The sequence below is a fragment of the Rhodococcus sp. 14-2470-1b genome (genome assembly GCF_002259415.1).
Lineage (GTDB): Bacteria > Actinomycetota > Actinomycetes > Mycobacteriales > Mycobacteriaceae > Rhodococcoides.
On sequence record NZ_NPFY01000016.1, the window covers coordinates 214,783 to 241,104 of the forward strand.

Sequence of the window (26,322 nt, forward strand, 5' to 3'; positions counted from 1 at the left end):
CCTGGGGCATGTGCGTCGGTGGTGCGGTCGCGTCGATCATGGCACGAGGGCGGAAGCGCTGGAAACCAGTCGGACGCAATGGGCTACGAACTTCTCTCGCGGTGTGCGGACGGTCCCGTCCAGGTATCCGACGAACAATGCGGTGAGCGCACCGACGACACCCACGGCAACCAGATGCCGGTCGTCCTCGGAGAGTTCCGTCAGCTGTGCCTCGACCAGGGAGACGAACGTGGGTGCGAGCGCGAGGCCGCTCCCACTGATAGCGGACTCGGACATCGGTGCCAGCAGCAGGACGCGACCGACGCTGGGCTGGTCGAGGACCAGTTCGACGAACGCGCGCACCGGGGCCTCCGGACTGGTGGCGGGTACCGCGCCGGCGATGGCGGCGCGCGCGAGCTCGCCGACGTGGCCGTACACCGCGCGGATGAACGTGTCGCGGTCGGTGAAGCTCTCGTAGAAGTACCGCTCGGTGAGTCCCGCCGTGCGGCAGACCGCCCGGACGGTGACCGACGGAGCCTTCGGGTCTCCCAGCATCTCGATCCCTGCGTCGAGCAGGGCGTGATAGCGCTGGTACTGCCTGTCCGCGAGGGATTGACTACGCATGTTGTCAATCATAAGCTGACAACATGCGTAGTCAGAATGAGCCGCTCGGACCTGACTCACTCACCTGGAAGTACTTCGGGGACTGGCGGGGCCTGCTACAAGGCGTCTGGGCGGGGTCGATGCAGAACATGCACCCGGGTCTCGGGGCTGGCGTCGAGCAACACTCCAAGTTCTTCGACGAACGGTGGGAGCGGCTCTACCGATCGCTCTACCCCATCGGCGGCGTGGTGTTCGACGGCGACCGGGCGGAACAGACCGCGCTGCAGGTGCGCGGCTACCACACCGACATCAAGGGCATCGACTCACAGGGCAGGCGGTACCACGCACTCGACCCGGAGACGTTCTACTGGGCGCATGCGACGTTCTTCATGGGTACCGTCCTGACTGCCCAGCACTTCATGGGCGGGGTCAGCGAGGACCAGAAGCGGCAACTTTTCACCGAACACGTTCAGTGGTACCGGCTGTACGGCATGAGCATGAAACCTGTGCCGGAGACCTGGGAGGACTTTCAGCTCTACTGGAAGCGCATGTGCACCGAGGTTCTCGAGGACAACAGGGCAACCCGAGGAGTACTCGATCTGTCGCAGATCGAGCAGCCGCCCCTTGCGACCTGGATCCCCGACGCCGTGTGGGCGGTCATGCGGGTGCCGATCGCACGCGGTGTCGTGTGGATGACGGTGGGAATGTACGACGAGCCGGTGCGTCAGCTCTTGGGCTATACGTGGAACGACCGTGACGAGACGTTGTTTCGGTTCGTGGGGCGGGGAGTGAATGCGGCGTTCTCGCTGCTTCCGCGCAGACGACGCATGCATCCGCGGGCCAGAGCGGGATGGGACCGGGCGACCGGGCGGGTCGCGCCGGGCAGTCCGTTGGTGCAGACCCCGGCGCGCAACCTACCGCCGGCCGGCGCCGCAGGCGATCCCCGGCATTACCACGGATAACCCACTGTGACACTCATAGGAGCATCACAGGGTCAGCCCTCCCACCAGGGGCGCAGGGGTACGTCCGCAGCGCCCTTCGGTCCGAGCTTCACGCCCAGGACCTGATGCAGCTGAACGACATTGCGCTCGAAGCCCAGGCGTGAGCCGGCCATGTACAGGCCCCATACGCGTGCGGTTCCCTCGCCGGCTTCGGCGACGCAGGCATCCCAGTTGTCCACCAGGTTCTTGCACCACGCCTTCAGGGTCAGCGCGTAGTGCTCACGTAGGTTCTCCTCGTGCCGGACCTCGAGGCCCACGTCCTGCATTTCGGTGATGATGCGGCCGGAGCCGGTCAGTTCACCGTCGGGGAAGACGTATCGGTCGATGAAGGATCCGGCGCGGGCGTGACTCCGGTTGTCCGGGCGGGTGATGCAGTGGTTCAACACCCGGCCGCCGACGCGCAGTTTCGACTTGATCGCTTCGAAGTACGCCGGGTAGTTCTGCACGCCGATGTGTTCGGTCAGGCCGATCGAGGACACCGCGTCGAAGTTCGATTCCGGAATGTCGCGGTAGTCGGAGAAGCGAACCTCCGCGAGGTCGGACAGTCCTTCCTCGGCAATCGCTTTCTGCGCCCATGCCGCCTGTTCCTTCGACAGCGTCGCGCCGATGGTCTTGACGCCACGGCGTGCGGCGTATCGCACCATTCCGCCCCAGCCGCAACCGATGTCGAGCAGTCGGTCGCCTTCCTTCAGGCCGAGCTTCTCGAACACGAGTCGGTACTTGTTCTCCTGCGCGGCCTCGAGTGAATCGTCCTCCGAGGTGTACGCGGCGCAGGTGTACGTCATCGACGGCCCGAGGACGTACTCGTAGAACGTGTTCGACACGTCGTAGTGGTGGGAGATCGAGTCGGCGTCGCGTGTCTTCGAGTGGCGAAGGCCTTCGGCGATCCGACGCCACCGCGGCACCACTTCCTGCGGAGGAGGTGCGATGGGTCGCAACAGATCCCAGCCGAGCGAGCGAGTGATCGACGCCAGTGTCAGAGCGCCGGGGCGCCGGAAATGCAGTTCGTCGCCCATGACACGGAGGATGTCGTACGGGTCTCCGGGATGGACGCCGACGGCTTCGAGGTCACCGGAGACGTAGGCGCGTGCCATTCCGAGGTCGCCGGGAGCTGTTGCCAGGTAGGTGGTTCCGCGGGGGCTCTTGAGGTTGAGTCCGAGAGTCGCGTCCTCGGGGCCTGCGGCGCTTCCGTCGTACGCGGTGAAGCGCAGCGGGATGTTTCCGTCGGACAGAAGTTCGAGGATCTGAGAGATGGTGAGCTTGTTCGCTCGGTGCGCGTCCTGCGCCGTGGGTTCCTTGAACGTTGTCATTTTCCTTGCACCGCCTTCGAATACAGATCCAGCAATCGGGAATCGGGGTCGTATCGTTTCTTCAGTTCTGCGAGTCTCTCGCCGCCGTAGAGCTCGGAGAACTCGGCTTCGGAGTAGAACGCATCGGAGTAGAGCGACTTGTGGCCGTCGAAATCGGTGACCTTCTTCTCGATGGCGCGGTTGGCCGCACCGTCGGGCTCACCTGGGGTGATGGGGACCGAGGACCAGAAGCCGACGTTGACGTACGTGCGTTTCGGTTCGAGGGGGTAGAGGGGCCACGGGCGCGCGGCGTCGGCGCCGGGAGGGGCGGGTTCGCGAAGACGCAACGGGCACAGCCACAGTGGCTCGATCGGGATCTCCGTCAAGAACCACCTCAGGAACGAGGCGGTGTTCTCGATCGGAACCTCGATGTCCTGAACCACCCGTTCGCGCGGCGGATTGCCCTTGCGGGCTTCGAGCCGATCGGCGATGTCGTACTTGCGGTCGAGCGCAATGAGTTTCCAGTAGAAACTGGATCGGCGGTACTTCTTGGGCCAGAAACGTCTGATCTTGGGGTTCTGTGTGCCGAAGGCCCGGGAGCACCAGAACCAGTCGGTGTCCCAGCGCCACAGGTAATCGGCGATGGTCAGTCGGTCGGTGGTCTTCTGCTGAATGGACCGGTAGTAGATCTCCGAACCTGCGTGGTACTCGCTGACCGGGCCGGGCGCCGCGCTCTGGACACCGAGCGTCAGGTAACTCTCCTCCGGTGTGAACACGACGCCGTCGAGGTAGTGCACCGGGGTGCCCTCGTACGAGCGGTCACGCACGATGTCGTCCATCGTGGCCTGCATGACGTCGAGGTCGTGGAAGCGCAGGTGGCGCAGCTCCACGTAGGGAAGTACGGGTTCGAGCTGAATCTTCAGGCGGGTCGAGTACCCGAGCGTTCCGTAGGAGTTGGGAAAACCCCAGAACAGGTCGGAATTCTCGCCGTCGGGCGTGGCGGTGACGACGGTGCCACTGCCGGTGAGGATGTCGATCTCCAGGACCGATTCGTGCGGCAGTCCGTTACGGAACGACGTGCTCTCGATACCGAGGCCGGTGACCGCGCCACCGAGGGTGATGGTCTTGAGCTGCGGTACGACGAACGGTGCCAGACCGTAGGGGAGTGTCGCGGCGACGAGGTCCTCGTATGTGCACATTCCTGCCACATCGGCCGTCCGGTCCTGCGGGTTGACGGTGACGACGCTCGTCAGTCCCGATACGTCGAGACCGGGGGCCGTCGATGCTGCGCGGGCGCGGAAGAGGTTCGACGTCTTCTTCGCCAAGCGCACGGTGGCGGAAGCGGGGATGGCGCGGTAACTCTCGAGCAGCAGTTCCACGCCGGCACGATGTGCGGCGAATCCGCTTTCTCGCGGGGCTGGCCTACGTCGGGGAAGAGCAATCGCAGATGGCACATGAAGACGCTATATCCAGGCGTGCCGCGGAGCCACCGAGTATGCGGCCCCGACTGCGAAATTTCACGTAAATGTTGTCGTCGAACGAGGCATTACGGACAAATGTATGCACCACGCATGTTGTTTGTGCAGCTAAAGAATTATCGGTGAACCCCATCACACACCCCGATATCCTCTTCCCTTCCGCGTCTTCGGGGAGTGCAGGATAGGACGCGAGGACTCACATTCGCGTCAACCCGAGGAGACACCACGTGGCACAGGTAAGCGCCAGCAGTTCCATCACCATCGCTCAGACACCGGAGCAGGTGCTGGCTGCGCTCGTCGACTACGAGACGGTTCGCCCCCGAATCCTCCCCGAGCAGTATCTCGACTACACCGTCGTCGAAGGCGGCCAGGGCAACGGCACCGTCGCGCAGTGGACACTGCAAGCCACCTCGAAGCGGTCACGCAACGTGAAGGCGACCGTCGCGGTCGACGGCTCGACCATCGTCGAACGCGACGCCAACTCCTCGATGGTCACCACCTGGACCGTGGCCCCGTCGGGAGCCGGCAGCGAGGTCACCACCACGACCGAGTGGAAAGGCGCCGGAGGCATCGGGGGCTTCTTCGAGAAGACCTTCGCGCCCCTCGGTCTGAAGAAGATCCAGACACAGACCTTGGCCAACCTCGAACGCGAAGTCCGCTAGTAGGTCGAGAACCGCGGGTGGTCGATGACGACCGACGCGCCCATGATGAGGGCGCGCATCGACCACTCGTAGTTCGAGTCGTTGGAACGTTTTTTCCCGTCGACGGTGCGCGGAATCAACTTCAAGTCCGACCTTGCGAGGACGGCGGCGTCGTCCTCCTGCTCGCGGCCCTCGACGTGCACCATTTCCGACAACGCCACCGCGTGCTCCGCCACCACCGTCACGATGAAGTTCGCCTGCTTGGGCGTCAGCTCGTACAACGTCGAATACGCCAGCTGCACCTCGTCGATTCTCGCCAGCGCGCCGGGCGACGACGTCCCGATGTCGACGAGATACTGAGCAATACCAGGGTTGCGGTGGACCAGCGAACGCAGGCGCAGGCTGAGGTCCATCAGCGATTCCTCGAGCGTGGCGTCCGCGTCGGGCATGGGGAACTCCCACCGAGCAAGAATTTCCTCCGCCACCGCGACTCGCAGTGCGTCCAGATTGTCGATGTTGTTGTACACGGCGACGATGCTGACGCCCAGTTCTCGCGCCAATGCCTTGACCGTCAGGTTCGGCAACGTCAGCGCAATGCCCGTCTCGATCAACTTCTCGAGGGTCACGCGGCGACGGCTGGGACGCGTCTCTTGCATACATGCAGCTTAAGGCGCGTTCGCGAGTCAACGGGGGCCGACATGTGGCAAACTCCGAGCAAAGTTTAGCCTTACTCAAGTCACGGTCGGGGTGAAGGGAGCGGGCTGTGGAGTATCCGCATGGCGTCGTCGAGACTGCGGTGCCGACGATGCACACGTTGGCGATCGGAAGGCCACGACCGGGCACGCTGCGGTTGACATCGCTTCTGTCGGCCGGGAGCTACCAGCGAGATTGGGACGAGAACGCGATAGCCGAACAGTTGCGATTCCCCGGCGTCGACGAACGGGATTTCCGTGTGCGACGGTTCGACGCGGCGCACGGCATCGTCGACATCGAGTTCACGCCGTCGCACGAGAGCACGATGATGTCGCGGTGGCTGGACTCGGTCGAGGTGGGAACTCGCACGCGAATTGCTGCCACTGGAACCGGGTACGGACCGCACTTCGGCGGCGGCAGACGTGTCCAGATGTTCGTCGACGAGCCGTCCATCCCAGCGGCCCGGGCCATTCTCCGTGCATGGCCCGACGGCACGCTCGGCACGCTGTGGGTGGACACGCCCCGTCCCGCAGACGTCGCCGGGCTCCCCGATGTGGACGGTGTCAGCGTGATGAGTTTCCACACCCAGTTGGAGTTCGATCCGCTCGTCACCGCAGCCAGGCGGATGCGGCTCGACGACTCGGTGACGGTGTGGGGAACCGGTGCGTTCGATCGAATGGACGAGATCCGAGCGACGTGTCTGGCGGCGGGGCTGGCGGACGATCACGTCCGAGTGTTCGGCTACTACTCTCGTAGGTGACGTACCCGAACCGAGAGGACATCACTGTGCAACCCGGTGAGCAGCCAGACATCGCGTCGATCATGCAGCAGGCGCAGCAGATGCAGCAACAGTTGATGGCAGCCCAGGCGGAGATCGCCGAGGCGGAAGTGACCGGTCAGGCGGGCGGCGGGCTCGTCACCGCAACGGTGAAGGGGACGGGCGAATTGGTCGGCCTGGTGATCGACCCCAAGATCGTCGACCCGGAGGACGTCGAAACACTGCAGGACCTCGTCATCGGAGCCATCGCCGACGCGTCGAAGTCCGCGTCCGCAGTCGCGGCGGAGAAACTCGGTCCTCTGGCGGGTGGGCTCGGCGGTGGGTCGCTCGGCCTGCCTGGATTCTGAGGTGTACGAAGGTCCTGTACAGGATCTGATCGACGAGCTCGGCAAGATGCCGGGTGTCGGGCCGAAAAGCGCTCAGCGCATCGCTTTTCACCTCCTCGGCGTCGAACCGCCCGAGGTGGACCGGCTGATCAAAGCGCTCGCACGTGTACGTGACGGGGTCCAGTTCTGCACCGTGTGCGGCACGGTCTCGGACAAGGAACTGTGCCGTATCTGTGCTGATCCTCGTCGGGATCGGTCGCTCATCTGCGTCGTGGAAGAGCCGAAAGACGTTCAGGCGGTGGAGCGTACGCGCGAATTCAAGGGCCGATACCACGTTCTCGGTGGTGCGCTCGATCCACTCAACGGAATCGGACCGGACCAGCTGCGCATCCGAGAACTGTTGGTGCGCATCGGAAATCAAGATGACGGCGTGGACGTGTCCGAGGTGATCATCGCCACCGATCCCAACACCGAAGGGGAGGCGACGGCGACCTACCTGGTGCGGATGATGCGCGATTTCCCCGGTCTGGCCATCAGTCGCCTGGCCTCGGGCCTCCCGATGGGTGGGGATCTGGAATTCGCCGACGAACTGACACTGGGCAGGGCACTGACCGGTAGGAGGTCGCTGCGCGACACGTGAGTGGAGCGGAGCCTGCGCGTCACTCCGCAGGCTCCGTTCCACTCACGTGCGGCGGAGCCGCTCCCGCCTCAACTGCGTGACCTCCGCCAGATCGAGCGGCTCCAAGATGCTTCCGGTCGCCCGCTCGAGCAGGTAATCCGCCAGTTGGGGGTTCCTGGCCAGAACCGGACCGTGCATGTAAGTCCCGATCACCGACCCCTGCACGACGCCTTCGCGGCCGTCGCCGACGCCGTTGCCGACGCCGTGGGTGACCGTCGCCAGTGGACTTGCATCGGGCCCGAGAGTTGTTCCACCGCGGTGGTTCTCGAATCCGGAGAGCTTCTCGGTCAGCCCGGTGACGACGGGTTCGGTGATGACTTCCCCGATGGAGCGTGTTTCCTGTGGTGCGGTCGTGACGTCGAACAGGGAAATGCCGTCGACCTTCTCGCCGGAGGAGGTTTCGTACCAGTGGCCGAGTACCTGGATGGCAGCGCAGATCGCGAGGACAGGAACACCGCGCGCCGCTGCGTTCTGCAGGCCGGGGTACTGCGTCAGGTGCCGCGTTGCCAGGCGTTGAGCGGAATCCTCGGCTCCGCCCAAGGTGTAGACGTCCAGCGACTCGGGGACGGGGTCGCCCAGGGTGACCTGGACGATCTCGGCGTCGATGTTCCGCATCCGAAGCCTCTGCCGCAGGATCAGCGCGTTTCCGTTGTCGCCGTAGGTGCCCATGACGTCGGGGAGCACCAGGCCGATGCGGACGGTGGATTCAGACATTGCCGTGCTCCCGTGCAAGTGCGCGCCCGAGGTCGCGGAACGCGGTGTAGTTGGCCAGCACCTCGACGCGCCCGGGTGGGCAGGATGCGATGGCCTTCAATGGATCTGCGACGGTGGTGTGCTTCGACCCCGCGTACAGCAGGCGCACACCGAGATCGGTTGCGCGCTCACCCGATGCGACGACGGCGACGTTCTCGAAGTGTTCGAACCGCACGTCCCACAGCCAGGACAGGTCCTCACCGTCGGGGACCTGTCCGTTGACGGCGATGACGAGTCCGTCGACGGTCGGGTCGATCATCGACAGTGCCTCTTGCCAACCCGCGGGGTTCTTCGCGAGAAGCATTCGAACGGAATGAGATCCGTACTGGACCGTGGAGTAGCGACCGGCCACTTCGTCGACCCCCGACGCGGCGGCCACCGCCTCCTGTGGATCCGCACCCAGCGTCACTGCAGCAGCTACGGCCTGAGCTGCATTGCCTCGGTTGGCTTTTCCGGGAAGGGACAGAGACATCGGTACGACGAGGCCGTCGGGGCCGTAGAGGTTGTTCTCGTCGAGCCACCAATCCGGTGTGGGTCGCGCGAAGTCGTCTCCGGTCGAGTACCAGTGCTCGCCGTCTCGGATGATGGGTTCACCGGTGCGGGGGCACGACACCGAGTCGCCCGCCCAGCCGCCTCCGGCAGCGACCCACACGACGTTCGGGGCGTCGAACGCGGCCGAGGTGACCAACACGTCGTCGCAGTTGGCGATCACGACGGTCTCCGGGTGCCGCGCGAGGCCCGCGCGGAGTTTGCGTTCGATCATGTTGATCTCGCCGACGCGATCGAGTTGGTCGCGGCTGAGGTTGAGAAGTACCACCGCGGCGGGGGATACGGCGTCGCAGACGTGCGGGACGTGCAGTTCGTCGACCTCGAGGGCCGCGAGCGGGGCATCGAAATGAGCGTGCAGTGCGGCGACGATCCCGGCGTCCATGTTGGCGCCGTCGGCCTGAGTGGCGACGTCACCGAGCGTCTCGAGCGCAGCGGCGGTCATCCGCGTCGTCGTCGACTTCCCGTTCGTTCCCGTGACGACGACGGTCCGACGACCCGAGCCGAGACCGGTCAGGATGTCCGGGTCGATCTTGAGGGCGACGAGCCCGCCGATCATCGACCCCTTGCCGCGTCCTGCCTTGCGTGACGCCCACGTTGCAGCCTCGGCCGCCCGGAGTGCCAGCCGGCCACGCGCTCCGATTGCCGCTCTGCGCTCACCTGCTCGAACCATGCGCCGAGTCTGGCACAAACCCCCCGGTGGATTCTTGTCGGCGTCGACGGCGGTGTGATCGGTCGACGCGGGTGTGAAACCCACCACGTTGTCAGGCTCGCAGGGGTTCCACACTGGCCGCTGCAGTCGGGGCTTGGCGTCCCGTCGACATTCCACCGAGACATCCGGCGATGACGACGGCCGCTCCCACGACCGACAGGATGCTCGGGGTTTCGTCGAGGAAGAGCCAGGCACCCGCGATTCCGACGACCGGGACCATCAGCGAGAACGGTGCGACGACGCCGGCCGGGTGGCGGCTGATGAGTACCGTCCACAGTCCGGATCCGGCGATCGTCCCCAGCAGCACGATGTATGCCAGTCCGGCGAGACCAGGCCACCCGTCCCAGCTGAATGCCGCCACGAGTGCGTGCCATCCCGTGGTCGGTCCTTCGACAACGGCGGACAGGGCGAGCATCGGGATCGGTGGTACGACGCACATCCACAGCATCAATCGCATCGGTTCCGCCCCGTGAGCAAGTCTGTTGCCCAGGTTTCCGAACGCCCAGCCGAGGCCGGCGAGAACAGTGAGGACGACCGGTATCGCGGATGCGACTTGGGCACGGTCGTATCCGATGAGGCACATTCCTGCGACCGCCACGGTGATGCCCAGAATTTGACGCCTGCTGACCTTCTCGCGCAACAGCAGGGCGCCGAGGACGATCGTGAACGGTGCCGAGGATTGCAGGACCAGGGATGCGAGTCCCGTTGGCATGCCTGCATTCATCGCGGTGAACAGAAATGCGAACTGGAGGAATCCGAACCCGAAGCCGTACAGCAGGAGCCACTTGACGGGCACGTCCGGTCGGCGGACGAACAGTACGACCGGTACGGCGATGATCAGGAACCGAAATGCAGCGAAGAAGAACGGTGGGAAATGGTCGAGGCCGGCCCGGATGGCGAGAAAGTTCAGGCCCCAGAGCACGGCAACGGTTGTTCCGAGAAGGCGGTCACGAGTGGGCACGCACCTATCGTGGTCGATGGGAATGCATCAGCACAATCGAATTGTTCCGTAGTAACAGTTAAGATGCTCTACATGAATGTGGAACGGCTGAGAATTCTTCGGGAATTCGCGGACCGAGGGACGGCCGGGGCGGTCGCAGCGGCATTGTCGTTGACCCCGTCCGCGGTGTCTCAGCAGCTGAAGATCCTCGCGCGTGAGGCGGGTGTGCCGCTTCTCGAACCGGACGGCCGACGTCTACGCCTCACGGATGCGGGTGCCGCACTGGTTCTACGGGCAGACGAGGTGTTGGGTGCACTGGATCGGGCGAGCGCGGAGATGGCGTCGTACAGTGCGTCGCCGTGGGGGCGCGTACGCGTGGCGTTGTTCCCCTCGGGCGCGGCACTGCTTCTGCCGGGAGTGTTGGACCGATTGCGCGACAGTGGAACTCGGGTCGATGCACGCGATGAAGATCTCCCTGCGTCCTCGGTTCCTGCGCTGCTGGCCGATTACGACGTCGTCCTCACTCACCGCGACGACAGAGCCCCTGCGACCGCCGCGCCGCGTGTGGAAGTGCGAACGCTGATGAGAGAACCGATCGACCTGCTCCTTCCCGCGACGCACAGATTGGCCGAGGAGAAGTCCGTCGACGTGCGCCAGTTGGTGGACGAGCAGTGGATCAGTGTGCCGGACGGTTTCCCCGTGGACGACGTGTTGTTGTCGGTTGCCGCGGCCACGGGCGTTCGACCCCGAGTGATCCAGCGTATCAACGACTTCCGGGTCATCGAAGAACTCGTCGCCCGCGGCCACGGAGTCGCGCTCATGCCGCGCTACGCCGTCGGGAACCGGGGTGCGATCACCCGGCCGCTGGCAGGGGTGCGTGCGGGACGGATCTACGAACTCGCAACGCGCCCGAGCGCGACGGCCTTGCCTGCCATCGCCGCGACAGTGGATGCATTCGAGAAGGAAGCCGCCGCGGTGAGTAGAAATGTATAGCAGAGGCGGCAGGAGCTGAGCCTGCGGAGCGACCCGAAAGCAGGTGAACGCTCACGTGAGGGCTTTGCTCTTGAGCTTCGCGAATTCCTCCTCGGTGATGGTGCCCGCATCCAGAAGCTCCTTCGCGTGCGCGATTTCCTCGGCAGAGGTGCGCCCCGCGACCTGCTTGATGTACTGCTCCTGCTCGTCCTTCGCGTGCTGGATCGCCCGCACCTGACGCTTGGTCATGTCGCCGCCCTTGACGATGATGTAGACGAGAGCGGTCAGGAACGGCGCGATGATCAGGAACAGCACCCATGCAGCCTTGGCCCATCCGGAGCTCTTGTGGTCGCGGAACAGGTCGCCGATGATCGAGAACAGCACCATCAGGTACGCGACGAAGGCAAAGCTGACGACGATCAACCACAGAAAATCCCAGAAGGAATCCACGAGTCGGTGCTCCATTCGGCAGAAGGTCCCCGAATGGTCTCAGGCCGCACCGAACAAGATCATCATCCTCAGCGGGTGAATTGGCCCTGTTCTGCTCCAGCTCACCTGCATCGGCAGGTACAGATGGACTCACCGGAGCCGGGGGCGGTGGGAAACCACGAGAGCCCCTGCTCCGCCCGAACGGCGGAACAGGGGCCCTCGTGGGTAGCAGATGCCGGGTCAGCCGGTGAGCGACGGTGCTTCCAGGCTGGAGCGCACTTCATCGGCGAAATGGCAGGCGGATCGGGATCCGTTGTCACGGGTCTCGAGTGCCGGTTCGTCTGTCGTGCAGATCTTTCGTGCGTGCGGGCATCGCGATGCGAACGCGCACCCCGCGGGCGGGTGTGCGGGATCGGGTGCGTCACCGTCGAGGACCGTTTTCGGACGGGCACGTTGGATCGCGGGATCGGGTACGGGAATCGCCGAGAGCAACGCGTAGGTGTACGGATGTCGTGGTGACTCGTACACCTGTGCGGCGGTGCCGATCTCGACGATTCGGCCCAGATACATCACCGCGATTCGGTCGCTGATGTGGCGGACCACGCCGAGGTTGTGCGAGATGAACAAGCAGGTCAATTCGAATTCCTTGGTGAGGTGCACGAGCAGGTTGATCACCTCGGACTGCGTCGACACGTCCAGCGCCGACACCGCCTCGTCCGCGACGATGATCTTGGGATCGAGCGCGAGCGCGCGGGCGATCGCGACGCGTTGCCTCTGGCCGCCGGACATCTCGCCCGGATAGCGAGCGGCGAACTCGGTTCGGAGGCCGACCTTGGTCAGTAACGACGCGACTCGGTCCTCGTAGTCGGACCGGCTGAGCCGATCGAAGATGCGCATGGGCTCTGCGATCGCGTTGCCGACGGTCTTGGTCGGGTCCAGCGACGCATACGGGTCCTGGAAGATCATCTGCAGTTCTCGGCGCTTGCGACGTAGTGCTCCGCGTCGGAGGTCGAGAAGGTTCTCACCCTGGTAGAGCACTTCGCCCTGTTCGGGTTCTTCCAAGCGCAGGATCGACCTACCGAGTGTGGATTTGCCGGAGCCCGATTCGCCGACGATGCCGAGTGTCTCACCCGTCCGAACGCTGACGCTGATGTTGCGCACGGCCTGGACCGTCTCGCGTGGCCGGCCGAAGACGTCCCGCGAACGAACGAACGACTTGGACAGGTTTCGCACGTCCAGTAGGACCTGCTTCTCGGGTGCGGTCATCGGATCTCCTCCAGATCGCCGGGGTCGATGGCGGTGGCCGCCGGGACGGCTTCGATAGGAAGTGCAGGCAGGAGGTCTCCGATCTCACCGTCGACGACCCGCACGCACCGTGTGCTTCTTCCGTCGCGGATCTCGATCGACTCCGGATGCATGCTGTCGCATTTTCCTGCCCGAGAATGGCTGCAACGAGGAGCGAAACGGCACCCGGCGGGCATGTTTTCCGGGCGCGGCACCATGCCGGGAATGGCAACGAGGTCGTCGCCGGGTTTGATTCGCTGCGGCAGTGACGCCAACAGTCCCGCGGTATAGGGATGCAGTGGTTCGTCGAACACATCGTCCGCGTGACCGGTTTCCACGGGTTCACCCGCGTACATCACGGTCACCTCGTCGCAGAAGTCCGCCACCACGCCGAGGTCGTGCGTGACCAACAGCACTGCGGTACCGAGGTCGGCCTGCAGCCGTCGGAGAAGTTGGAGAACGCCGGCCTGGACCGTGACGTCCAGCGCCGTCGTCGGCTCGTCGGCGATCAGGAGTTTGGGATCGCAGGCGATGGACATCGCGATCATGGCCCGTTGACGCATGCCGCCGCTGAAGCTGTGCGGATAGTCCTTCGCACGGCGTGCGGCAGCGGGGATGCCTACGAGGTCCAGAACCTCGACTGCTCGTGCCCATGCCTGTTTGCGTGATTTGCCCATGTGCGCGCGAACTGTCTCGGCGATCTGCTCGCCGACGGTGAAGACGGGGTTGAGGCTCGTCATCGGCTCCTGGAAGATCATCGCGATCTCGCGGCCCCTGATGCGGCGCATCTGAGATTCGGTCTTGCCCAGCAGGTCGGTACCGTCGAATTCGATTGCTCCGCCGGTGATCCGGCTGTTGTGCTTGGGGAGCAGTCCGAGCACCGACAACGCGGTGACCGTCTTGCCGGAGCCTGATTCACCGACGAGCGCCCGCGTACCGCCTGGCTCCAGATCGAGCTGAGCTCCGGTGACGACGGGCGTCCACCCGGAGTCCGTTCTGAACTCCACCTGGAGGTCTCGGATGCTGAGCAACCCGTGGCCGGTCCGCTCGGGCTTTCGTAGCGTGTGGGAAGAGGTCATGACTTCCTCCGTTCCTGGCCGACGGCATCGCGGATTCCGTCGCCGAGCATGTTCAGGGACAAGATGGTGAGCATGATCGCGAGACCGGGGGGAACGACCATCCATGGGCTTTGAAAGCGGTTGTCGAATGCGCTGCGCAGCATGGAACCCCAACTTGCAGTCGGCGGTTGAACACCGAGGCCGAGGAAGCTCAGGCCGGCTTCCGCGAGCAACGCCAGCGAGAGCATCAGCGTGATCTGAACCAACAGCGGGCTCCTGACGTTAGGCAGTACGTGCATCAGAACCGTTCGAGGAGTGGAACATCCGACGACCTTGCTCGCCTCGATGTAGGTTTCCTCGCGTACGTTGATGGTGGAACCACGCACCACACGGAACAGTCGGGGCGCCGATGCGGCGCCGACCGCGAGCATCGCGTTGACCAGGCCTGGACCGAAGATGGCAATGATGGCCAGTGCGAGGACCAGTGCGGGAAGAGCGATGAGCGCGTCGGCGATGCGGCCGGTGATCCAATCGAACTTTCCGCCGAGGTAGCCCGCGAGCAGCCCGAGGGGCAGGCCGGTGGCGGCGGCGAACCCGACGGCGATGAGCGGAGCGACCAGCGAGATCTGGGTTGCGTAGATGAGCCGACTCAAGGTGTCGCGTCCCAACTGATCCGTCCCGAGAATGTGACCGTCGGAGAACAGCGGCAGAAATGCCGAAGCCAACTTCTGATAAGCCGGGTCGTACGGGGCGATCCACGGCGCTGCCACGGCGATCACACCGAGAAGGCCGAGGAACGCCAGGCAGACGACGTTCGTACGCGAACGCAGGATTCGACGGACGAAGATCCTGCCCGGCGAGGGGGGTGCGGGCCTCGATTTCGTGCCGGCCGACGAACCGAGACGCCGTCGTGCACCGCTCAGGGGCGCGGAGAGTGGTGTGCTCGTCATGATTGCCTGGCTTTCGGGTTGAAGTACGCGTACGAGATGTCGACGGCGAGGTTGATGACGAGCACGAACAGGGTGATCACGACGACGAACGCTTGGATCACGGGGAAGTCGCGCTCGAGAATGGCCTTCAGTGCCACGGATCCGAGGCCGGGCATCCCGAACACCTGCTCGATGATGACGGCGCCTCCGATGAGGGCGGCCGCCTGAAGCCCGAACACGGTGACGACAGGAACCGCAGCGTTCTTGGACGTGTGCTTGACGATGACCTTCCACCTGGGCAGCCCTTTGGCCGTGGCGGTACGGATGTAGTCCCGTTCGAGCACATCGATGACGCCGGCGCGGGCCTGTCGTGCGATCTCCGCGGCGGTGACGGTTCCCAAGGCGAACGCCGGCAGCGCGAGGTGGGAGAACCATGCCACCACACCTTCGCTGAGCGGTGCGTATCCGGTCGCGGGGAAGAGTCGCAACTGCAGGGAGAAGAAAGTGACGAACAGAAGGCCGAGCCAGAAGCTGGGCATGGAGATTCCCAACGTCGTCAGTCCGGTCAGTGTGCGGTCGATCCACGTCCCTCGGCGCAACCCCGCCATGACACCCGCGAGTACACCGACGACCAGCGACCATGACAGGGCGACGAACGCGAGAGACAGCGTCACGGGCAGTGCTTCGAGTATCGCGTCGATGTTCTTGTGGCTGCTCAGCAGTGACGTTCCGAAGTCGCCGGACATCAGGTTGCCGACCCAGCTGAAGTACTGCACCACGATGTTCTGGTCGAGGCCGAGTTGAGCTCTGGTCTCGGCGATCTGTTCTGCCGTGGCGTTCTCGCCCGCCGCGACCACTGCGGCGTCGCCAGGAATGAGGTGAATCATCGAGAAGCTCAGAACGGTCACGAGAATCAGCACGGGAATCGCGGCGAGTAGTCGTTTGATCATGAATATCAACACAATTGGAACACCTCGTTCGGATCGAAGGTGGATGTCACTTGCTTACGTCCAGGGTCCGCAGACCGGTGCCACCGGTCTTGTAGAACACGTAGTTTCCGATGTTGCCCTGGCTGGCGACCGATGCCACCGAGTGGCAGAGAACGATCTGCGCCGGCCCCATGTCGAATGCCTCGGCAAGAAGGTCTTCGTATGCGGATTTGCGCTCGTCGACGTCGGTGGAGCGGGCCGTTGCGTCGTACAGCTCCGCCATCCGGTCGGTAGTGAGCCTGCCGGGATTGTCACCGCCACCGGGGAGGTACGCCGACTGTGCGTAGAGGCCGGGATCGGTCCCTCCGCCGTACTGGCCGACGAGTGCATCCGCCTCGCCCGTGACGAACCGGGCACGTGCCTGCGTCGCGTCCATCACCTCGATCCGCATGTCGATACCGACATCGGCCAGGTTCTGCTGGACCACCTGGGCGTTGTTCTGGTAGATGGACAAGCTCGGCACCGCTGCGGTGAAGGTGAATCCGTCGGGCAGTCCGGCGTCGTCGAGAAGAGCTCGGGCACGGTCGGGGTCGTAGGAGGACCAGCCGCTGTCGTCCAGTGCGTCGCTGTGCGCGAAGTATCCTTCGGGGTACGGCTGGGCGCCGGGAATGCAGTCGCCGGAGTACAGAACTCGCGAGATGGCTGCGCGGTCGATCGCCAGATTCATCGCTTGTCGCACCTGTTTGTTGCCGAACTCGCTCCTGGCGGAGTTCAGGGAGATCCGGGCCATGCTGGTGCTCGCGCCCTCGGAGGTGAAGACCTGCAGTCCGCCGGCCTTCGCTTCCTCCTTCTGCGGGCCCACCACTCCTGTCATCGTGGACTCTCCCGCCTGGAGCGAGTTCATGCGAGTCGCGGTGTCGAGTTGGATGAGAAAGGTGAGCTTGCTGTACCGATAGGCGTCGTCGTCCCAGTAGTCGGGGCGGCGCTCGAAGTGGTAAGCGGTGCCGGGAATGCTGCTCGTCATCCTGAAAGCGCCTGCGCCGACAGGATTCTGATCCAGGTCGGTGTTTCCGAGCGCCGCGGGTGAGATGAGCATTCCGGGTCGTGACGCCAGAAGCGTCGGCAATGCTCCACCCGGGCCCACCAGGTCGAAGCGGACCGTCGAATCGTCGACGACATCGACGGATCCGATCGTCTTGTCGATCTGTCCCTTGATGGTGGTCTGGGGATCGTTCAGGATTCGGTCGATGTTGACCTTCACGGCTGCAGCATCTACCGGCGTACCGTCCGAGAATGTAGCTCCCGCACGCATTTTCAGGGTGAAAGTAGCGTTCTCCTCGTCCAACTCCCAACTCTCGGCCAGCATGGGTACCGGGTTGCCGTCGGTGTCGACGTCGGTGATCCGATCGTAGATGACGGCAAGTAACGGTAGGTCGTTTTCAGTAACTCCGCGATGTGGATCGAGACTGCTCGGGACGACGATCTGTCCGTACACGACGGTGGCGTCGCGGTCGAGCGCGTTCGCGTCGAATGTCCGCTGGTCGATACCGGCGCATGCCGTCGACACTGCGCACACGGTGAGTATCGCGAGGGCTCGACCGAGAATCGATCTGCGCGACATGTGGAACCTCCGTTTTTCGTAGAGGTGGCCATTCCCCCGGGCTGGGGAGGAAGTGTTCTCGGAAGTTCAGATCGACTGCGAGCCTGAGCTGCCGGGTACTTCGTCGATGTGCCACGCCCCGGGCTGCAGGGCGATTTCTAGAAGGATGTTCTAAAACCTACCCAGTGTCAAGGCTTGGCTCGATCAAGCGATTCGGTCTTGACAAACCGGGCGTGGATACTCCAGGGTCGCACTAGATCGAAGTTCTAGAATGAGATTCGATCCTCCTACGAATCGTAGCTCCGAACTCCTGGAAGGGAAGTCAGGTCATGGTCGATTTCGCCCTGAACGAAGAAGAAGAATTGATGCGCAAGTCGGTGCGCGCATTCCTCGAGAAGGAGGTCATTCCGCTCGAGAGCGAAGTGCTGCGCAACGAGCGCGAAGGTAGGCCGGGCCTAGAGGACGGCGTCGTGAAGGAGCTACGCGCGAAGGCCAAGAAGTCAGGATTCTGGGGGATCAACACACCCGAGGAGTACGGCGGAGCGAACCTCGGCCCGGTGATGAGCGCCATCATCGCTGCCGAGGCAGGCAGGACCTTCGTGCCGTTCTCGTTCGGTGGTTCCGCCGACAACATTCTGTACGGCGCGAACGACGATCAGAAGCAGCGGTATCTGATCCCGACGATCGAAGGCGAACGGCGATCGTGTTTCGCGATAACCGAGCCAGGCGCCGGCTCCGATGCACGAAACATCAAGACCCGCGCGGTCAAGGTCGGATCCGACTGGATCATCAACGGTGAGAAGATCTTCATCACCGGAGGTAACGAGGCCGACTTCGTCATGGTGTTCGCGGTGACCGACAAGGAGAAGGGCGCGAACGGGGGAGTCACGTGTTTCATCGTCGATCGCGACATGGGATGGACGTCTACTCCTATCCCGACGATGGGGCAGTGGGGACCGGCTGCATTGTCCTTCGTCGATGTGCGTGTGCCGGAATCGAACGTCCTCGGCGAGGTCGGCAAAGGATTCGACCTTGCGATGAGTTGGATCGGGCAGGGGCGGTACATGATCCCCGCCCGTGCCATCGGTTCGGCGGAACGGCTTCTCCAGATGGCGATCGAGCACTCGAAGAATCGAGTGTCGATGGGGCACCCGATCGCCGAGTACCAGGCAATCCAGTGGCAGATCGCAGACTCTCACGTCGAGATCGAGTCCACGAAACTGCTCACGCTTCGCGCAGCGTGGGCAGTGGCGCAGGGCGTCGATGCACGTCATGTCTCGTCGGTCGCGAAACTTCACGGGTCGATCACCGCCAACAACGTCGTCGACCGCGTGCTGCAGATCCACGGCGGGATGGGTTACACGAAGGAACTCCCCATCGAACGGTGGTATCGCGAACTGAGGTTGCTTCGAATCTTCGAAGGAACGGACGAGATTCAGCGCCGGACGATCGCGCGGAATCTCATCAAGGGATATGTCAATTCCGACGGCTTCGGGCACTGACGCCGGTGATGCTGGTAATCGAACGCCTCAGTCGAAGACAGGAACTCGTCACATGACCAACCCGACCATCGAAGGCATCGACCTGCGTGCGCTCTTCGAACCCCGATCAATTGCGCTGATCGGGGCGACGGACAAGTCGCCGTGGTCCCTCAACACCTTTCGAAACATCAAGGACAGCGAGTTCGAGGGGAACGTGTACCTCGTCAATCGCCGCAGTGCCGTCGTGCACGGCGAGAAGACCTACTCCGCGCTCGCAGAGTTGCCGGAGGTGGTCGACCTCGTCTTCGTCATGGTTCCCACGACGGTGGTGCTGCCGACGCTGCGCGACGCCGTCGACCAGGGCGTGCGCGCGGCAGTGATCCTGACGTCGGGATTCGGCGAAACGGGCCAGGAAGGCAAAGCGCTCGAAGACGAGATAGTGGCGTTCTCGCGGGCGAGCGGGTTGACGGTGCTGGGTCCGAACGGGAACGGTTTCATCAACGCGGCCGAGGGAATCACTCCCTACGGTCTGCCCATCGGACGCCCGCTCCTGACCGGGTCCGTCGGGTTCGTCCTGCAGAGCGGTGCATTGGCCAGCTCGGTTCTACAGTTCGCGCAGACCAGGAACGTCGGCTTGAGCTTCCTGACCGCCATGGGCAACGAGTCGATGATGTCCGTGACCGACGTGATGGAGTATCTCGTCGACGATCCGGCCACCTCCGTCATCGCGTTGTTCCTGGAATCTGTACGGGATCCGGTCGAGTTCCGTCGGATAGCGCACCGGGCCCTGCAGGCAGGCAAGCCCATCGTCGCACTGAAGATCGGCCGAAGCGCACTGGGCGCGCGGGCTGCACTCGCGCACACCGGGGCACTCGTCGGGGACAACTCCGTCATCGACGCCGCGTTCGAGCAGATGGGCGTCATTCGGGTCAGGTCGTTGGAAGATCTCATCCTCACGGCCGGTCTGATGGCAAGTCTCGGCGGTGGACTGCCCGGACCGCGAATGGGGGTCGTCACGCCCTCCGGTGGGGCCTCGGAAATCATCGCCGATCGCGCCGAGGACGAGGGACTGCAACTACCGACGTTCTCGGCCGACACCACTCACAGGCTGCACGAGATCGTGCCGGACTTCGCCACCGTGCAGAATCCGCTCGATGTGACCGGTTACGTCGTGATCGACCGGACGTTGATGCGCCGCTCGCTCGCGGTGGTCGCGGAGGACGACGACGTCGACTTCGCCGTTCTCCTGTCGGAACTGCCGCGAGTTCCCGGTCCGGACCCGGATGCGGCGTTGACCGCATACGGTGAGTCCGCGAAGAACATTCGCACTACGGCCGTGCCGACGGTCGTGCTCAGCACTGTTCTCACCGACGTCACCGATTACGGCCGGTCGGTGTCGAACTCCGTCGACTTTCCGCATGTGCTCGGCGGCATAGAACACGGTATGACTGCGCTGAGCAACGCTGTTCGCTGGGGGGCGTTGCATCGGGCGACGGTGGCCGAGAACGCCGACGTGGCAGTCGATCCCGTGCCGCTGACGTTCGATCGTGAACCGACGGGCATGTGGACCGAGTATTCGGCAGGCAGACTACTTGCCGAGCAGGGAGTTCCGGTAGTCCCGACGACGCTGGCGTCGACGGCGGAGGAGGCCGTGACTGCGGCAGCCGAGTTCGGTTATCCCGTCGTGCTCAAGGCCGTGGCCGACGGTCTGGGTCACAAGAGCGACATCGGCGGAGTCCGGCTGAACCTGCACGGTCCGGACGCGGTGCGCGACGCTTTCGACTCGGTGACGTCGGCCTTGACCGAACTGGGCTCCCGCGGCGTCGCAACCGTCGTCCAACCCCAACGCAGTATGGACGGAATCGAGATGCTCGTGGGTGTCGTCAGGGACCCGGTGTGGGGGTTGACGCTCGCCGTCGGATTGGGCGGCGTGTGGGTCGAAGTACTTGCGGACGCCGCGGTCAAGGTACTGCCGGTAACGGAGAACGACGTTCGTCAGGCCATCGAGGGCCTACGCGGAATCACCCTGCTGAAGGGTGCACGCGGCACGACCCCGGTCGACCTCGATGCACTCGCTCGCACGGTCAAGACGGTCGCCGACGTCGCGGCCGGGCTCGGCGACCGACTGCAGGCGCTCGAGATCAATCCGCTGATGGTGAACGGTTCGCACTGCGAGGCGCTCGATGCACTCATCACCTGGACGGCGACAGACGAAGAGAAGGACGAGGAGTTTCGATGACAGGGATCTGTGAAGGCAGAGTAGTGATCGTCACCGGGGCCGGACGTGGCATCGGCCGCGGGCATGCGCTCGAGTTCGCGCGTGAAGGGGCGACTGTCGTCGTCAACGACATCGGAGCCGACGTCGACGGAACCGGCAGTGCGGACGGTCCCGCGGGCGACGTGGTCGAGATGATTCGAGCCGAGGGTGGTCGCGCCCGCGTCGACGGTTCCGACGTGTCGGACGAGGAAGGCGCTCGCCGGCTGATAACCGACACCATCGAGGAATACGGTGACCTCCACGTACTCGTCAACAATGCAGGCATCTTGCGAGATCGAATGTTGACCAACATGACTGCGGCGGAGTGGGACGACGTCATCCGGGTGCATCTGCGCGGAACGTTTCTGCCCCTCCACCATGCCGCTCAGTACTGGAAGCGGCAGTCCAAATCGGGCGCGGCAGTGGATGCTCGGGTGATCAACACCTCGTCGTCGTCCGGGATATACGGGAACGTCGGGCAGGGCAACTACGGGGCGGCCAAGGCCGGTATTGCCAGCTTGTCGATCATCGCTTCGATGGAGCTGGCCCGGTACGGCGTCACCGTCAATGCCATCGCACCCGCGGCGCTCACTCGCATGACCGAGAACCTCGGAGGAAATGCCCGACGCGAGAAGCCCGCACCCGGTGAATTCGATCCGTCCGCGGCGGACAACATCGCTCCCCTCGTCGTCTGGTTGGGCAGCGAGCAGTCGAGTGGCATCACCGGGCGAGTGTTCAACGTTCGAGGCGGCCACATCAGCGTCGCCGAAGGCTGGCATGCGGGACCGAGCGAGGACAAGGGCGCGAAGTGGCAACCAGGCGAACTCGGCGAGGTGATTCCTCGGTTGGTCGCCGAGGCCGCGCCGAACGCGGGCATGAACGGGTCGATACCCGAAGGAGTGCGCTGATGCCGCTCGACGAATCCCTTGTCGGCGTACCGAGCGATCCGGCACGTAGGACCTGGGGATCCAAGGATGCCCTCCTGTACGCCGTGGGCGTCGGCGCCGGGCAGGACCACACCCTGCACGAGCTGCCGTTCGTCACCGAGAACTCGGCCCAGGTCGACCAACGCGTGCTCCCCACGTTCGCGGTCCTGGCTACACAGGCCCCGTCCGGACGCAAGCTGGGGAACTTCGATCCCGCCATGCTGGTCCACGCCGAACAGTCGTTCCACATCGACGGGTTGCTACCGGTCGACGGGGACGTACAGGTCACCTCGCGGGTGGTATCCATGCAGGACAAGGGGAGCGGCGCGCTCGTCGTGGTCGAAGCAGATGCCGTCGACGGCGTGACGGGCGCCCCCGTCGCGTCCACTCGCTCGTCGATGTTCATCAGAGGCGAGACGGTCGGCGGTGGACGGGCCCCGAGTCCGGAGGTGGCGCCCATGCCGTCGGGTGCGCCCGACGCGAAGGTGACCTACGCGACGCGGCCGGAACAAGCGCTCGTCTACCGCCTTTCGGGCGATCGAAATCCGCTGCATTCCGATCCGTCGTTCGCGGCACGCGCCGGATTCGACCGGCCGATCCTGCACGGGTTGTGCACGTACGGAATCACCGGTCGTGCCCTGTTGCACGAACTCTGCGGATCCGATCCAGCCAGGCTGCGCTCGATGGAGGGCCGCTTCACCAAGCCGGTTCGCCCCGGTCAGGATCTGATGGTGTCGATCTGGAACACCGCCGACGGCACGCGCTTTCGAACCGAACTGTCGGACGGAACGGTCGTGATCGACCGGGGAACGGTAGTGGTCGCATGACTGCCGGAACCGACGCGGGCCCGACGCCGGCGCCCGCACCGGAACACGATGTCGGCGACGGCGCCGCATTCTTCGACGGCGACGAGGGACGGTACGTGCCGCGACCACATGCGCGTAGTCCCTGGTCGAAGAACCTCGTGCACGGACGACTCGTGTCGGGTCTGATGGCGAGGGAAGTGGAACGTTCGGATCTGGCCGGCCTGCATCCCGCGCGCATGACCACCGACCTGTTTCGGCCGATTCCGATGCAGCCGATAGACATCACCACCTCGGTCCGCCGATCGGGACGACGGGTGCGCATCGTCGAGGTGCTGGCGTCCGTGGACGGAACGCCGGTGGCGCTCGCCAGCGTGCAAGCGCTGCGGTCCGGAGGTGAGGCAGCCCAGGTGGCGTGGGTGCCGGAGCTGTACAAGGCACCGGCGCCCGACTTGCTGCCACCTCCCGAGCGTCGGGCACCACGGCACTTCGGTGAAGTTCGCCGAGGCGGCGACGGTGCACCTACACGGAAGTTCTCGTGGTTCCGCGAGACATGCCCGCTGCTGGAGGGTTCGGCGGATTCTCCGTTCGAGATCGCCGCGATGGCGGCGGACTGGGTCAGTCCGTTCACCAACATGGGTACCGACAGCCTGCAGTTCATCAATGCCGACGTGACGTTGTATCTCAGCCGCCTTCCGATCGGGCCGTGGATCGGTTTCGAGAACCTGGACCACAAGGCGGACAACGGTATAGCGGTGTCGGTGTGCGCTCTCCACGACGTGCACGGCCGCATCGGTACGGCGGCGTCGGCTGCAGTTCCTTACTAACCTCACGAACGTACGACGACCGAGAAAAGAGAAACCGATGACCAGTTCCACGGTCCATGCTCGGCGCATCTCCGCACCCGCTGCGGCCGCGCGCCCCAAAATGGCGCCGAAACCGACGCCCGAGACCGCCCACTTCTGGGCGTGCGCCACCGAGGAACGACTCGTGGTGCAGCGCTGCTCGAAGTGCCACACGACGTACTTCTATCCGCGCGATCTGTGCCCGTCGTGCAGTTCGGAACGGGTCGAGTGGATCGACTGTTCGGGCCGCGCGACCCTGCACACGTACGTCATCGAACACCGGCCGGGACCGGGGTTCGAGAACGATGGTCCGTACGTCGTGGCCGTCGTCGAACTGGAGGAAGGTCCCCGGATGATGACCAACATCGTCGGCGTGGACCCGGACCCGGATTTGCTGCCGCTCGACCTGCCTCTCGTCGTGCAGTTCGAGGACCGCGGCGACGTCAAGGTACCGGTGTTCCGGCCCGAAGGGAGCAACGAATGAGCTCGGGAACGGTCATAGTCGGCGCCGCCGAAACCGATGAAATCGGTGTTCTACCGGACCATTCGACGCTGAAGCTGCATACCGAGGCTGCCCGGAACGCGCTCGCGGACTGCGGCCTGACGATCGACGATGTCGACGGCATCGCTGGAGTGTCCATGCCGGGGCCGTTGTCTGTCGCGCACAGCCTGGGCATCACGCCGCGCTGGATGGACACGACCAGTGTGGGCGGTACGTCCTTTCTGACGCATGTTCGCCATGCGGTGGCCGCGCTCGAATCGGGTCAGTGTTCGGTCGTGCTGATCACCCACGGCGAATCGGGGCGGTCACGAGTCGGTGCACCCGCGTACGCACCGGACCCCGCGTCGCTACCGGGACAGTTCGAGGCGCCCTACGGCGTGACCGGGCCGCCGAGTCGGTTCACCCTCCCCTTCCTGCGTTTCATGAAGGAGACGGGTACCGAGGCGCGTCATCTCGCAGATGTGGCAGTGGCACAACGGAAATGGGCAGGCTTGAACCCCCGTGCGAAGTTCCGTGACCCCATCACCGTCGACGACGTCCAGAATTCTCCGGTCATCGCCTGGCCGTTCCACCTCCTCGAGTGTTGCTTGGTCACCGACGGCGGCGGTGCTCTGGTGTTGACGACCGCGGAGAGAGCGAGGGATCTCGAGGTACGACCCGTGCACGTCCTCGGAACCGGTGAGGGGTACGAAGGACCGGGTATCTCGATGATGGAGGATTTCACGTCGTTCAAGGGCTTCAAGAACTCCGGAGCCGACGCGTTCCGATCCGCCGGCCTGTCGACGTCCGACATAGACCACGTCATGATCTACGACGCCTTCGCCCATCTACCGCTCTACGGGCTCGAGGACCTGGGATTCGTAGGGCGTGGGGATGCCGGAGAATTCGTGCGAGAGGGGAACACCGCTCCCGGAGGAACGTTGCCCGTCAACACCAATGGCGGAGGACTGTCCTACACGCACACCGGAATGTACGGGATGTTCGCGATTCTGGAGTCCGTGCGTCAGTTGCGAGGAACCGCCGCTGCCCAGGTCGACGGCGTACGGACGTCGCTCGTGCAGGGCAACGGAGGTATGTTCGCGGCCGGTGCCACTCTGATACTGGGGGCCGCCTGAGGACATGATCAGGCCGCCTCGACTTGACCGTCCGCCAATTCTAGAATTACGCTCTCCTGACGCAGAAGCGGGACGACGCTGGGGGGACACGATGACCGACAGGGCGGCTTCGGCGACGACGTGGCAGTGGAGCAAGACCGGGGAGACCCAGCGCAAGCTTCTCGACGCCGCGCTGGACGTCTTCGCCGAAGCAGGATTTCTCAACGCCAACATCTCCGACATCGTCGAGCGTGCAGGATCGAGTACCGGCAGTTTGTACCATCACTTCGGCGGTAAGGCCGAGCTGTTCAGTGCCCTGTGGGACAGGCACAATTCGGCGCATCTGGAGCAGGTTCGCTCGTCGGTGCTGGCCGAGCGCAGATCGGGTACGGCAGATCCGTTGGAGCTGTTCTGTATCGGCGCTCGCGCATTCCTCGCGGGAAGTTGGCAACGCCGGGATGTCGCGCTGGTCTTCCTCGATACCGATGGGCCCCCCGGGTTCGAAAAATTGAGGCGTGACAGGAGGATCGAGTGGATTCGACAGAACTCGGCACTTCTCGGCCCGGGCGACGACAGTGAGCACAGGATCGCCCTGGGGGTGTTGACCGACATTATCGTGGAGTCTTCTCGCGAAGTGGTGTTGAACTGCAAAACCAAGAAGCAGGCGAACGCAGTGGCGGACATCATGTGCGACATGATTCGAAGGATTGCCGCACCCTGACACAGCTCGACAACCAGTACGGCCGGCTTGCCTGTTTTCAGGCGGGCCGGCCGTATTCGTGTATGTCGTGAATT

General features: G+C 64.3%; 27 protein-coding genes. 14 read left to right on the forward strand and 13 right to left on the reverse strand.

Annotated elements, in window-relative coordinates:
- Positions 1-36: 36 nt before the first annotated feature.
- Positions 37-615 (reverse strand): TetR/AcrR family transcriptional regulator, encoded by a 579-nt coding sequence (locus CH293_RS13125; protein WP_037108394.1) that lies wholly within the window; start codon positions 613-615, stop codon positions 37-39.
- Between the two features lie 11 nt (positions 616-626).
- On the opposite strand from CH293_RS13125, the gene CH293_RS13130 reads away from it, so the two are divergent.
- Positions 627-1,544 (forward strand): oxygenase MpaB family protein, encoded by a 918-nt coding sequence (locus CH293_RS13130; RefSeq protein WP_094720463.1) that lies wholly within the window; start codon positions 627-629, stop codon positions 1,542-1,544.
- A gap of 32 nt (positions 1,545-1,576) precedes the next feature.
- Here CH293_RS13130 and CH293_RS13135 read toward each other — a convergent pair whose 3' ends face one another.
- Both CH293_RS13135 and CH293_RS13140 read right to left on the reverse strand, forming a co-directional pair.
- Positions 1,577-2,893 carry a class I SAM-dependent methyltransferase gene (locus tag CH293_RS13135; RefSeq protein WP_037108397.1) on the reverse strand — a complete coding sequence of 439 codons (1,317 nt, stop codon included), beginning with the start codon at positions 2,891-2,893 and terminating at the stop codon, positions 1,577-1,579.
- Entirely contained in the window at positions 2,890-4,314 is a 1,425-nt protein-coding gene (locus CH293_RS13140) for an FAD-binding oxidoreductase (protein WP_255122855.1), read from the reverse strand. The genes CH293_RS13135 and CH293_RS13140 overlap by 4 nt, the downstream gene beginning before the upstream one ends.
- Positions 4,315-4,577: 263 nt before the next feature.
- Between CH293_RS13140 and CH293_RS13145 the strand changes: the two genes are divergently transcribed.
- Positions 4,578-5,012: an SRPBCC family protein gene (locus tag CH293_RS13145; RefSeq protein ID WP_094720465.1), complete on the forward strand. Its 435-nt coding sequence runs from the start codon at positions 4,578-4,580 to the stop codon at positions 5,010-5,012.
- Here the strand turns inward: CH293_RS13145 and CH293_RS13150 are convergent.
- Positions 5,009-5,647 (reverse strand): TetR/AcrR family transcriptional regulator, encoded by a 639-nt coding sequence (locus tag CH293_RS13150; protein WP_241483703.1) that lies wholly within the window; start codon positions 5,645-5,647, stop codon positions 5,009-5,011. The genes CH293_RS13145 and CH293_RS13150 overlap by 4 nt on opposite strands.
- A 107-nt stretch (positions 5,648-5,754) precedes the next feature.
- Between CH293_RS13150 and CH293_RS13155 the strand changes: the two genes are divergently transcribed.
- From CH293_RS13155 to recR, 3 genes are read left to right on the forward strand one after another with little or no spacing between them, the layout of a single operon-like run.
- Complete coding sequence (locus CH293_RS13155; RefSeq protein ID WP_037108408.1) at positions 5,755-6,444, forward strand: SIP domain-containing protein; 690 nt, start codon at positions 5,755-5,757, stop codon at positions 6,442-6,444.
- Positions 6,445-6,470: 26 nt separating this feature from the next.
- Positions 6,471-6,809, forward strand: coding sequence for a YbaB/EbfC family nucleoid-associated protein (locus CH293_RS13160; RefSeq protein ID WP_037108804.1), 339 nt, complete (start codon positions 6,471-6,473; stop codon positions 6,807-6,809).
- 1 nt (position 6,810) lies between these two features.
- The gene (recR, locus tag CH293_RS13165; RefSeq protein ID WP_037108410.1) at positions 6,811-7,428 is read left to right on the forward strand and encodes a recombination mediator RecR; all 618 of its coding nucleotides are present in this window, start codon (positions 6,811-6,813) and stop codon (positions 7,426-7,428) included.
- 42 nt (positions 7,429-7,470) lie between these two features.
- Here the strand turns inward: recR and CH293_RS13170 are convergent, their stop codons facing one another.
- From CH293_RS13170 to CH293_RS13180, 3 genes are all read right to left on the reverse strand, one after another.
- Entirely contained in the window at positions 7,471-8,181 is a 711-nt protein-coding gene (locus tag CH293_RS13170; RefSeq protein ID WP_037108413.1) for a type 1 glutamine amidotransferase, read from the reverse strand.
- Positions 8,174-9,439: a Mur ligase family protein gene (locus tag CH293_RS13175; RefSeq protein ID WP_037108806.1), complete on the reverse strand. Its 1,266-nt coding sequence runs from the start codon at positions 9,437-9,439 to the stop codon at positions 8,174-8,176. Before CH293_RS13175 ends, CH293_RS13170 begins: the two co-directional genes overlap by 8 nt.
- A 91-nt stretch (positions 9,440-9,530) precedes the next feature.
- Positions 9,531-10,439 (reverse strand): EamA family transporter, encoded by a 909-nt coding sequence (locus tag CH293_RS13180; RefSeq protein ID WP_037143209.1) that lies wholly within the window; start codon positions 10,437-10,439, stop codon positions 9,531-9,533.
- Between the two features lie 72 nt (positions 10,440-10,511).
- On the opposite strand from CH293_RS13180, the gene CH293_RS13185 reads away from it, so the two are divergent.
- The gene (locus tag CH293_RS13185) at positions 10,512-11,411 is read left to right on the forward strand and encodes a LysR family transcriptional regulator (RefSeq protein ID WP_037108808.1); all 900 of its coding nucleotides are present in this window, start codon (positions 10,512-10,514) and stop codon (positions 11,409-11,411) included.
- A 51-nt stretch (positions 11,412-11,462) separates the two neighbouring features.
- On the opposite strand, the gene CH293_RS13190 is transcribed toward CH293_RS13185, so the two are convergent.
- From CH293_RS13190 to CH293_RS13215, 6 genes are all read right to left on the reverse strand, one after another.
- Positions 11,463-11,855 (reverse strand): SHOCT domain-containing protein, encoded by a 393-nt coding sequence (locus tag CH293_RS13190; RefSeq protein ID WP_037108417.1) that lies wholly within the window; start codon positions 11,853-11,855, stop codon positions 11,463-11,465.
- 204 nt (positions 11,856-12,059) lie between these two features.
- A complete protein-coding gene (locus CH293_RS13195; RefSeq protein ID WP_037143211.1) occupies positions 12,060-13,085 on the reverse strand; it encodes an ABC transporter ATP-binding protein in 1,026 nt (341 codons plus the stop codon).
- Positions 13,082-14,182, reverse strand: a complete 1,101-nt coding sequence (locus CH293_RS13200; protein ID WP_052068026.1) for an ABC transporter ATP-binding protein — start codon at positions 14,180-14,182, stop codon at positions 13,082-13,084. The genes CH293_RS13195 and CH293_RS13200 overlap by 4 nt, the downstream gene beginning before the upstream one ends.
- A complete protein-coding gene (locus tag CH293_RS13205; RefSeq protein ID WP_037143212.1) occupies positions 14,179-15,111 on the reverse strand; it encodes an ABC transporter permease in 933 nt (310 codons plus the stop codon). The genes CH293_RS13200 and CH293_RS13205 overlap by 4 nt, the downstream gene beginning before the upstream one ends.
- Positions 15,108-16,040, reverse strand: coding sequence for an ABC transporter permease (locus CH293_RS13210; RefSeq protein ID WP_020111006.1), 933 nt, complete (start codon positions 16,038-16,040; stop codon positions 15,108-15,110). The genes CH293_RS13205 and CH293_RS13210 overlap by 4 nt, the downstream gene beginning before the upstream one ends.
- A gap of 46 nt (positions 16,041-16,086) precedes the next feature.
- Positions 16,087-17,640 carry an ABC transporter substrate-binding protein gene (locus CH293_RS13215; RefSeq protein WP_052060071.1) on the reverse strand — a complete coding sequence of 518 codons (1,554 nt, stop codon included), beginning with the start codon at positions 17,638-17,640 and terminating at the stop codon, positions 16,087-16,089.
- 308 nt (positions 17,641-17,948) lie between these two features.
- On the opposite strand from CH293_RS13215, the gene CH293_RS13220 reads away from it, so the two are divergent.
- From CH293_RS13220 to CH293_RS13255, 8 genes are all read left to right on the forward strand, one after another.
- Positions 17,949-19,121 (forward strand): acyl-CoA dehydrogenase family protein, encoded by a 1,173-nt coding sequence (locus tag CH293_RS13220; protein WP_094720466.1) that lies wholly within the window; start codon positions 17,949-17,951, stop codon positions 19,119-19,121.
- Between the two features lie 52 nt (positions 19,122-19,173).
- Positions 19,174-21,339 carry an acetate--CoA ligase family protein gene (locus CH293_RS13225; protein WP_094720467.1) on the forward strand — a complete coding sequence of 722 codons (2,166 nt, stop codon included), beginning with the start codon at positions 19,174-19,176 and terminating at the stop codon, positions 21,337-21,339.
- Positions 21,336-22,265, forward strand: a complete 930-nt coding sequence (locus CH293_RS13230; protein ID WP_033190088.1) for an SDR family oxidoreductase — start codon at positions 21,336-21,338, stop codon at positions 22,263-22,265. Before CH293_RS13225 ends, CH293_RS13230 begins: the two co-directional genes overlap by 4 nt.
- Positions 22,265-23,110, forward strand: a complete 846-nt coding sequence (locus tag CH293_RS13235; RefSeq protein ID WP_094720468.1) for a MaoC family dehydratase — start codon at positions 22,265-22,267, stop codon at positions 23,108-23,110. The genes CH293_RS13230 and CH293_RS13235 overlap by 1 nt, the downstream gene beginning before the upstream one ends.
- Entirely contained in the window at positions 23,107-23,913 is an 807-nt protein-coding gene (locus tag CH293_RS13240) for an acyl-CoA thioesterase domain-containing protein (protein WP_052068027.1), read from the forward strand. Before CH293_RS13235 ends, CH293_RS13240 begins: the two co-directional genes overlap by 4 nt.
- Positions 23,914-23,950: 37 nt before the next feature.
- Positions 23,951-24,415: a Zn-ribbon domain-containing OB-fold protein gene (locus tag CH293_RS13245; protein WP_217900762.1), complete on the forward strand. Its 465-nt coding sequence runs from the start codon at positions 23,951-23,953 to the stop codon at positions 24,413-24,415.
- Positions 24,412-25,548, forward strand: coding sequence for a thiolase (locus CH293_RS13250; protein ID WP_037143219.1), 1,137 nt, complete (start codon positions 24,412-24,414; stop codon positions 25,546-25,548). Before CH293_RS13245 ends, CH293_RS13250 begins: the two co-directional genes overlap by 4 nt.
- A 91-nt stretch (positions 25,549-25,639) precedes the next feature.
- Positions 25,640-26,248, forward strand: coding sequence for a TetR/AcrR family transcriptional regulator (locus tag CH293_RS13255; RefSeq protein WP_020110997.1), 609 nt, complete (start codon positions 25,640-25,642; stop codon positions 26,246-26,248).
- The last annotated feature ends 74 nt before the right edge of the window (positions 26,249-26,322 follow it).

Coding starts and splice junctions, on each gene's coding strand:
- CH293_RS13175 (WP_037108806.1), bottom strand. CDS start 9,439: ATGGTTCGAGCAGGTGAGCGCAGAGCGGCAATCGGAGCGCGTGGCCGG.
- CH293_RS13250 (WP_037143219.1), top strand. CDS start 24,412: ATGAGCTCGGGAACGGTCATAGTCGGCGCCGCCGAAACCGATGAAATC.
- CH293_RS13135 (WP_037108397.1), bottom strand. CDS start 2,893: ATGACAACGTTCAAGGAACCCACGGCGCAGGACGCGCACCGAGCGAAC.
- CH293_RS13190 (WP_037108417.1), bottom strand. CDS start 11,855: ATGGAGCACCGACTCGTGGATTCCTTCTGGGATTTTCTGTGGTTGATC.
- CH293_RS13215 (WP_052060071.1), bottom strand. CDS start 17,640: ATGTCGCGCAGATCGATTCTCGGTCGAGCCCTCGCGATACTCACCGTG.
- CH293_RS13130 (WP_094720463.1), top strand. CDS start 627: ATGCGTAGTCAGAATGAGCCGCTCGGACCTGACTCACTCACCTGGAAG.
- CH293_RS13170 (WP_037108413.1), bottom strand. CDS start 8,181: ATGTCTGAATCCACCGTCCGCATCGGCCTGGTGCTCCCCGACGTCATG.
- CH293_RS13205 (WP_037143212.1), bottom strand. CDS start 15,111: ATGACGAGCACACCACTCTCCGCGCCCCTGAGCGGTGCACGACGGCGT.
- CH293_RS13240 (WP_052068027.1), top strand. CDS start 23,107: ATGACTGCCGGAACCGACGCGGGCCCGACGCCGGCGCCCGCACCGGAA.
- CH293_RS13245 (WP_217900762.1), top strand. CDS start 23,951: ATGACCAGTTCCACGGTCCATGCTCGGCGCATCTCCGCACCCGCTGCG.
- CH293_RS13210 (WP_020111006.1), bottom strand. CDS start 16,040: ATGATCAAACGACTACTCGCCGCGATTCCCGTGCTGATTCTCGTGACC.
- CH293_RS13150 (WP_241483703.1), bottom strand. CDS start 5,647: ATGCAAGAGACGCGTCCCAGCCGTCGCCGCGTGACCCTCGAGAAGTTG.
- CH293_RS13200 (WP_052068026.1), bottom strand. CDS start 14,182: ATGACCTCTTCCCACACGCTACGAAAGCCCGAGCGGACCGGCCACGGG.
- CH293_RS13220 (WP_094720466.1), top strand. CDS start 17,949: ATGGTCGATTTCGCCCTGAACGAAGAAGAAGAATTGATGCGCAAGTCG.
- CH293_RS13230 (WP_033190088.1), top strand. CDS start 21,336: ATGACAGGGATCTGTGAAGGCAGAGTAGTGATCGTCACCGGGGCCGGA.
- CH293_RS13125 (WP_037108394.1), bottom strand. CDS start 615: ATGATTGACAACATGCGTAGTCAATCCCTCGCGGACAGGCAGTACCAG.
- CH293_RS13185 (WP_037108808.1), top strand. CDS start 10,512: ATGAATGTGGAACGGCTGAGAATTCTTCGGGAATTCGCGGACCGAGGG.
- CH293_RS13195 (WP_037143211.1), bottom strand. CDS start 13,085: ATGACCGCACCCGAGAAGCAGGTCCTACTGGACGTGCGAAACCTGTCC.
- CH293_RS13225 (WP_094720467.1), top strand. CDS start 19,174: ATGACCAACCCGACCATCGAAGGCATCGACCTGCGTGCGCTCTTCGAA.
- CH293_RS13255 (WP_020110997.1), top strand. CDS start 25,640: ATGACCGACAGGGCGGCTTCGGCGACGACGTGGCAGTGGAGCAAGACC.
- CH293_RS13235 (WP_094720468.1), top strand. CDS start 22,265: ATGCCGCTCGACGAATCCCTTGTCGGCGTACCGAGCGATCCGGCACGT.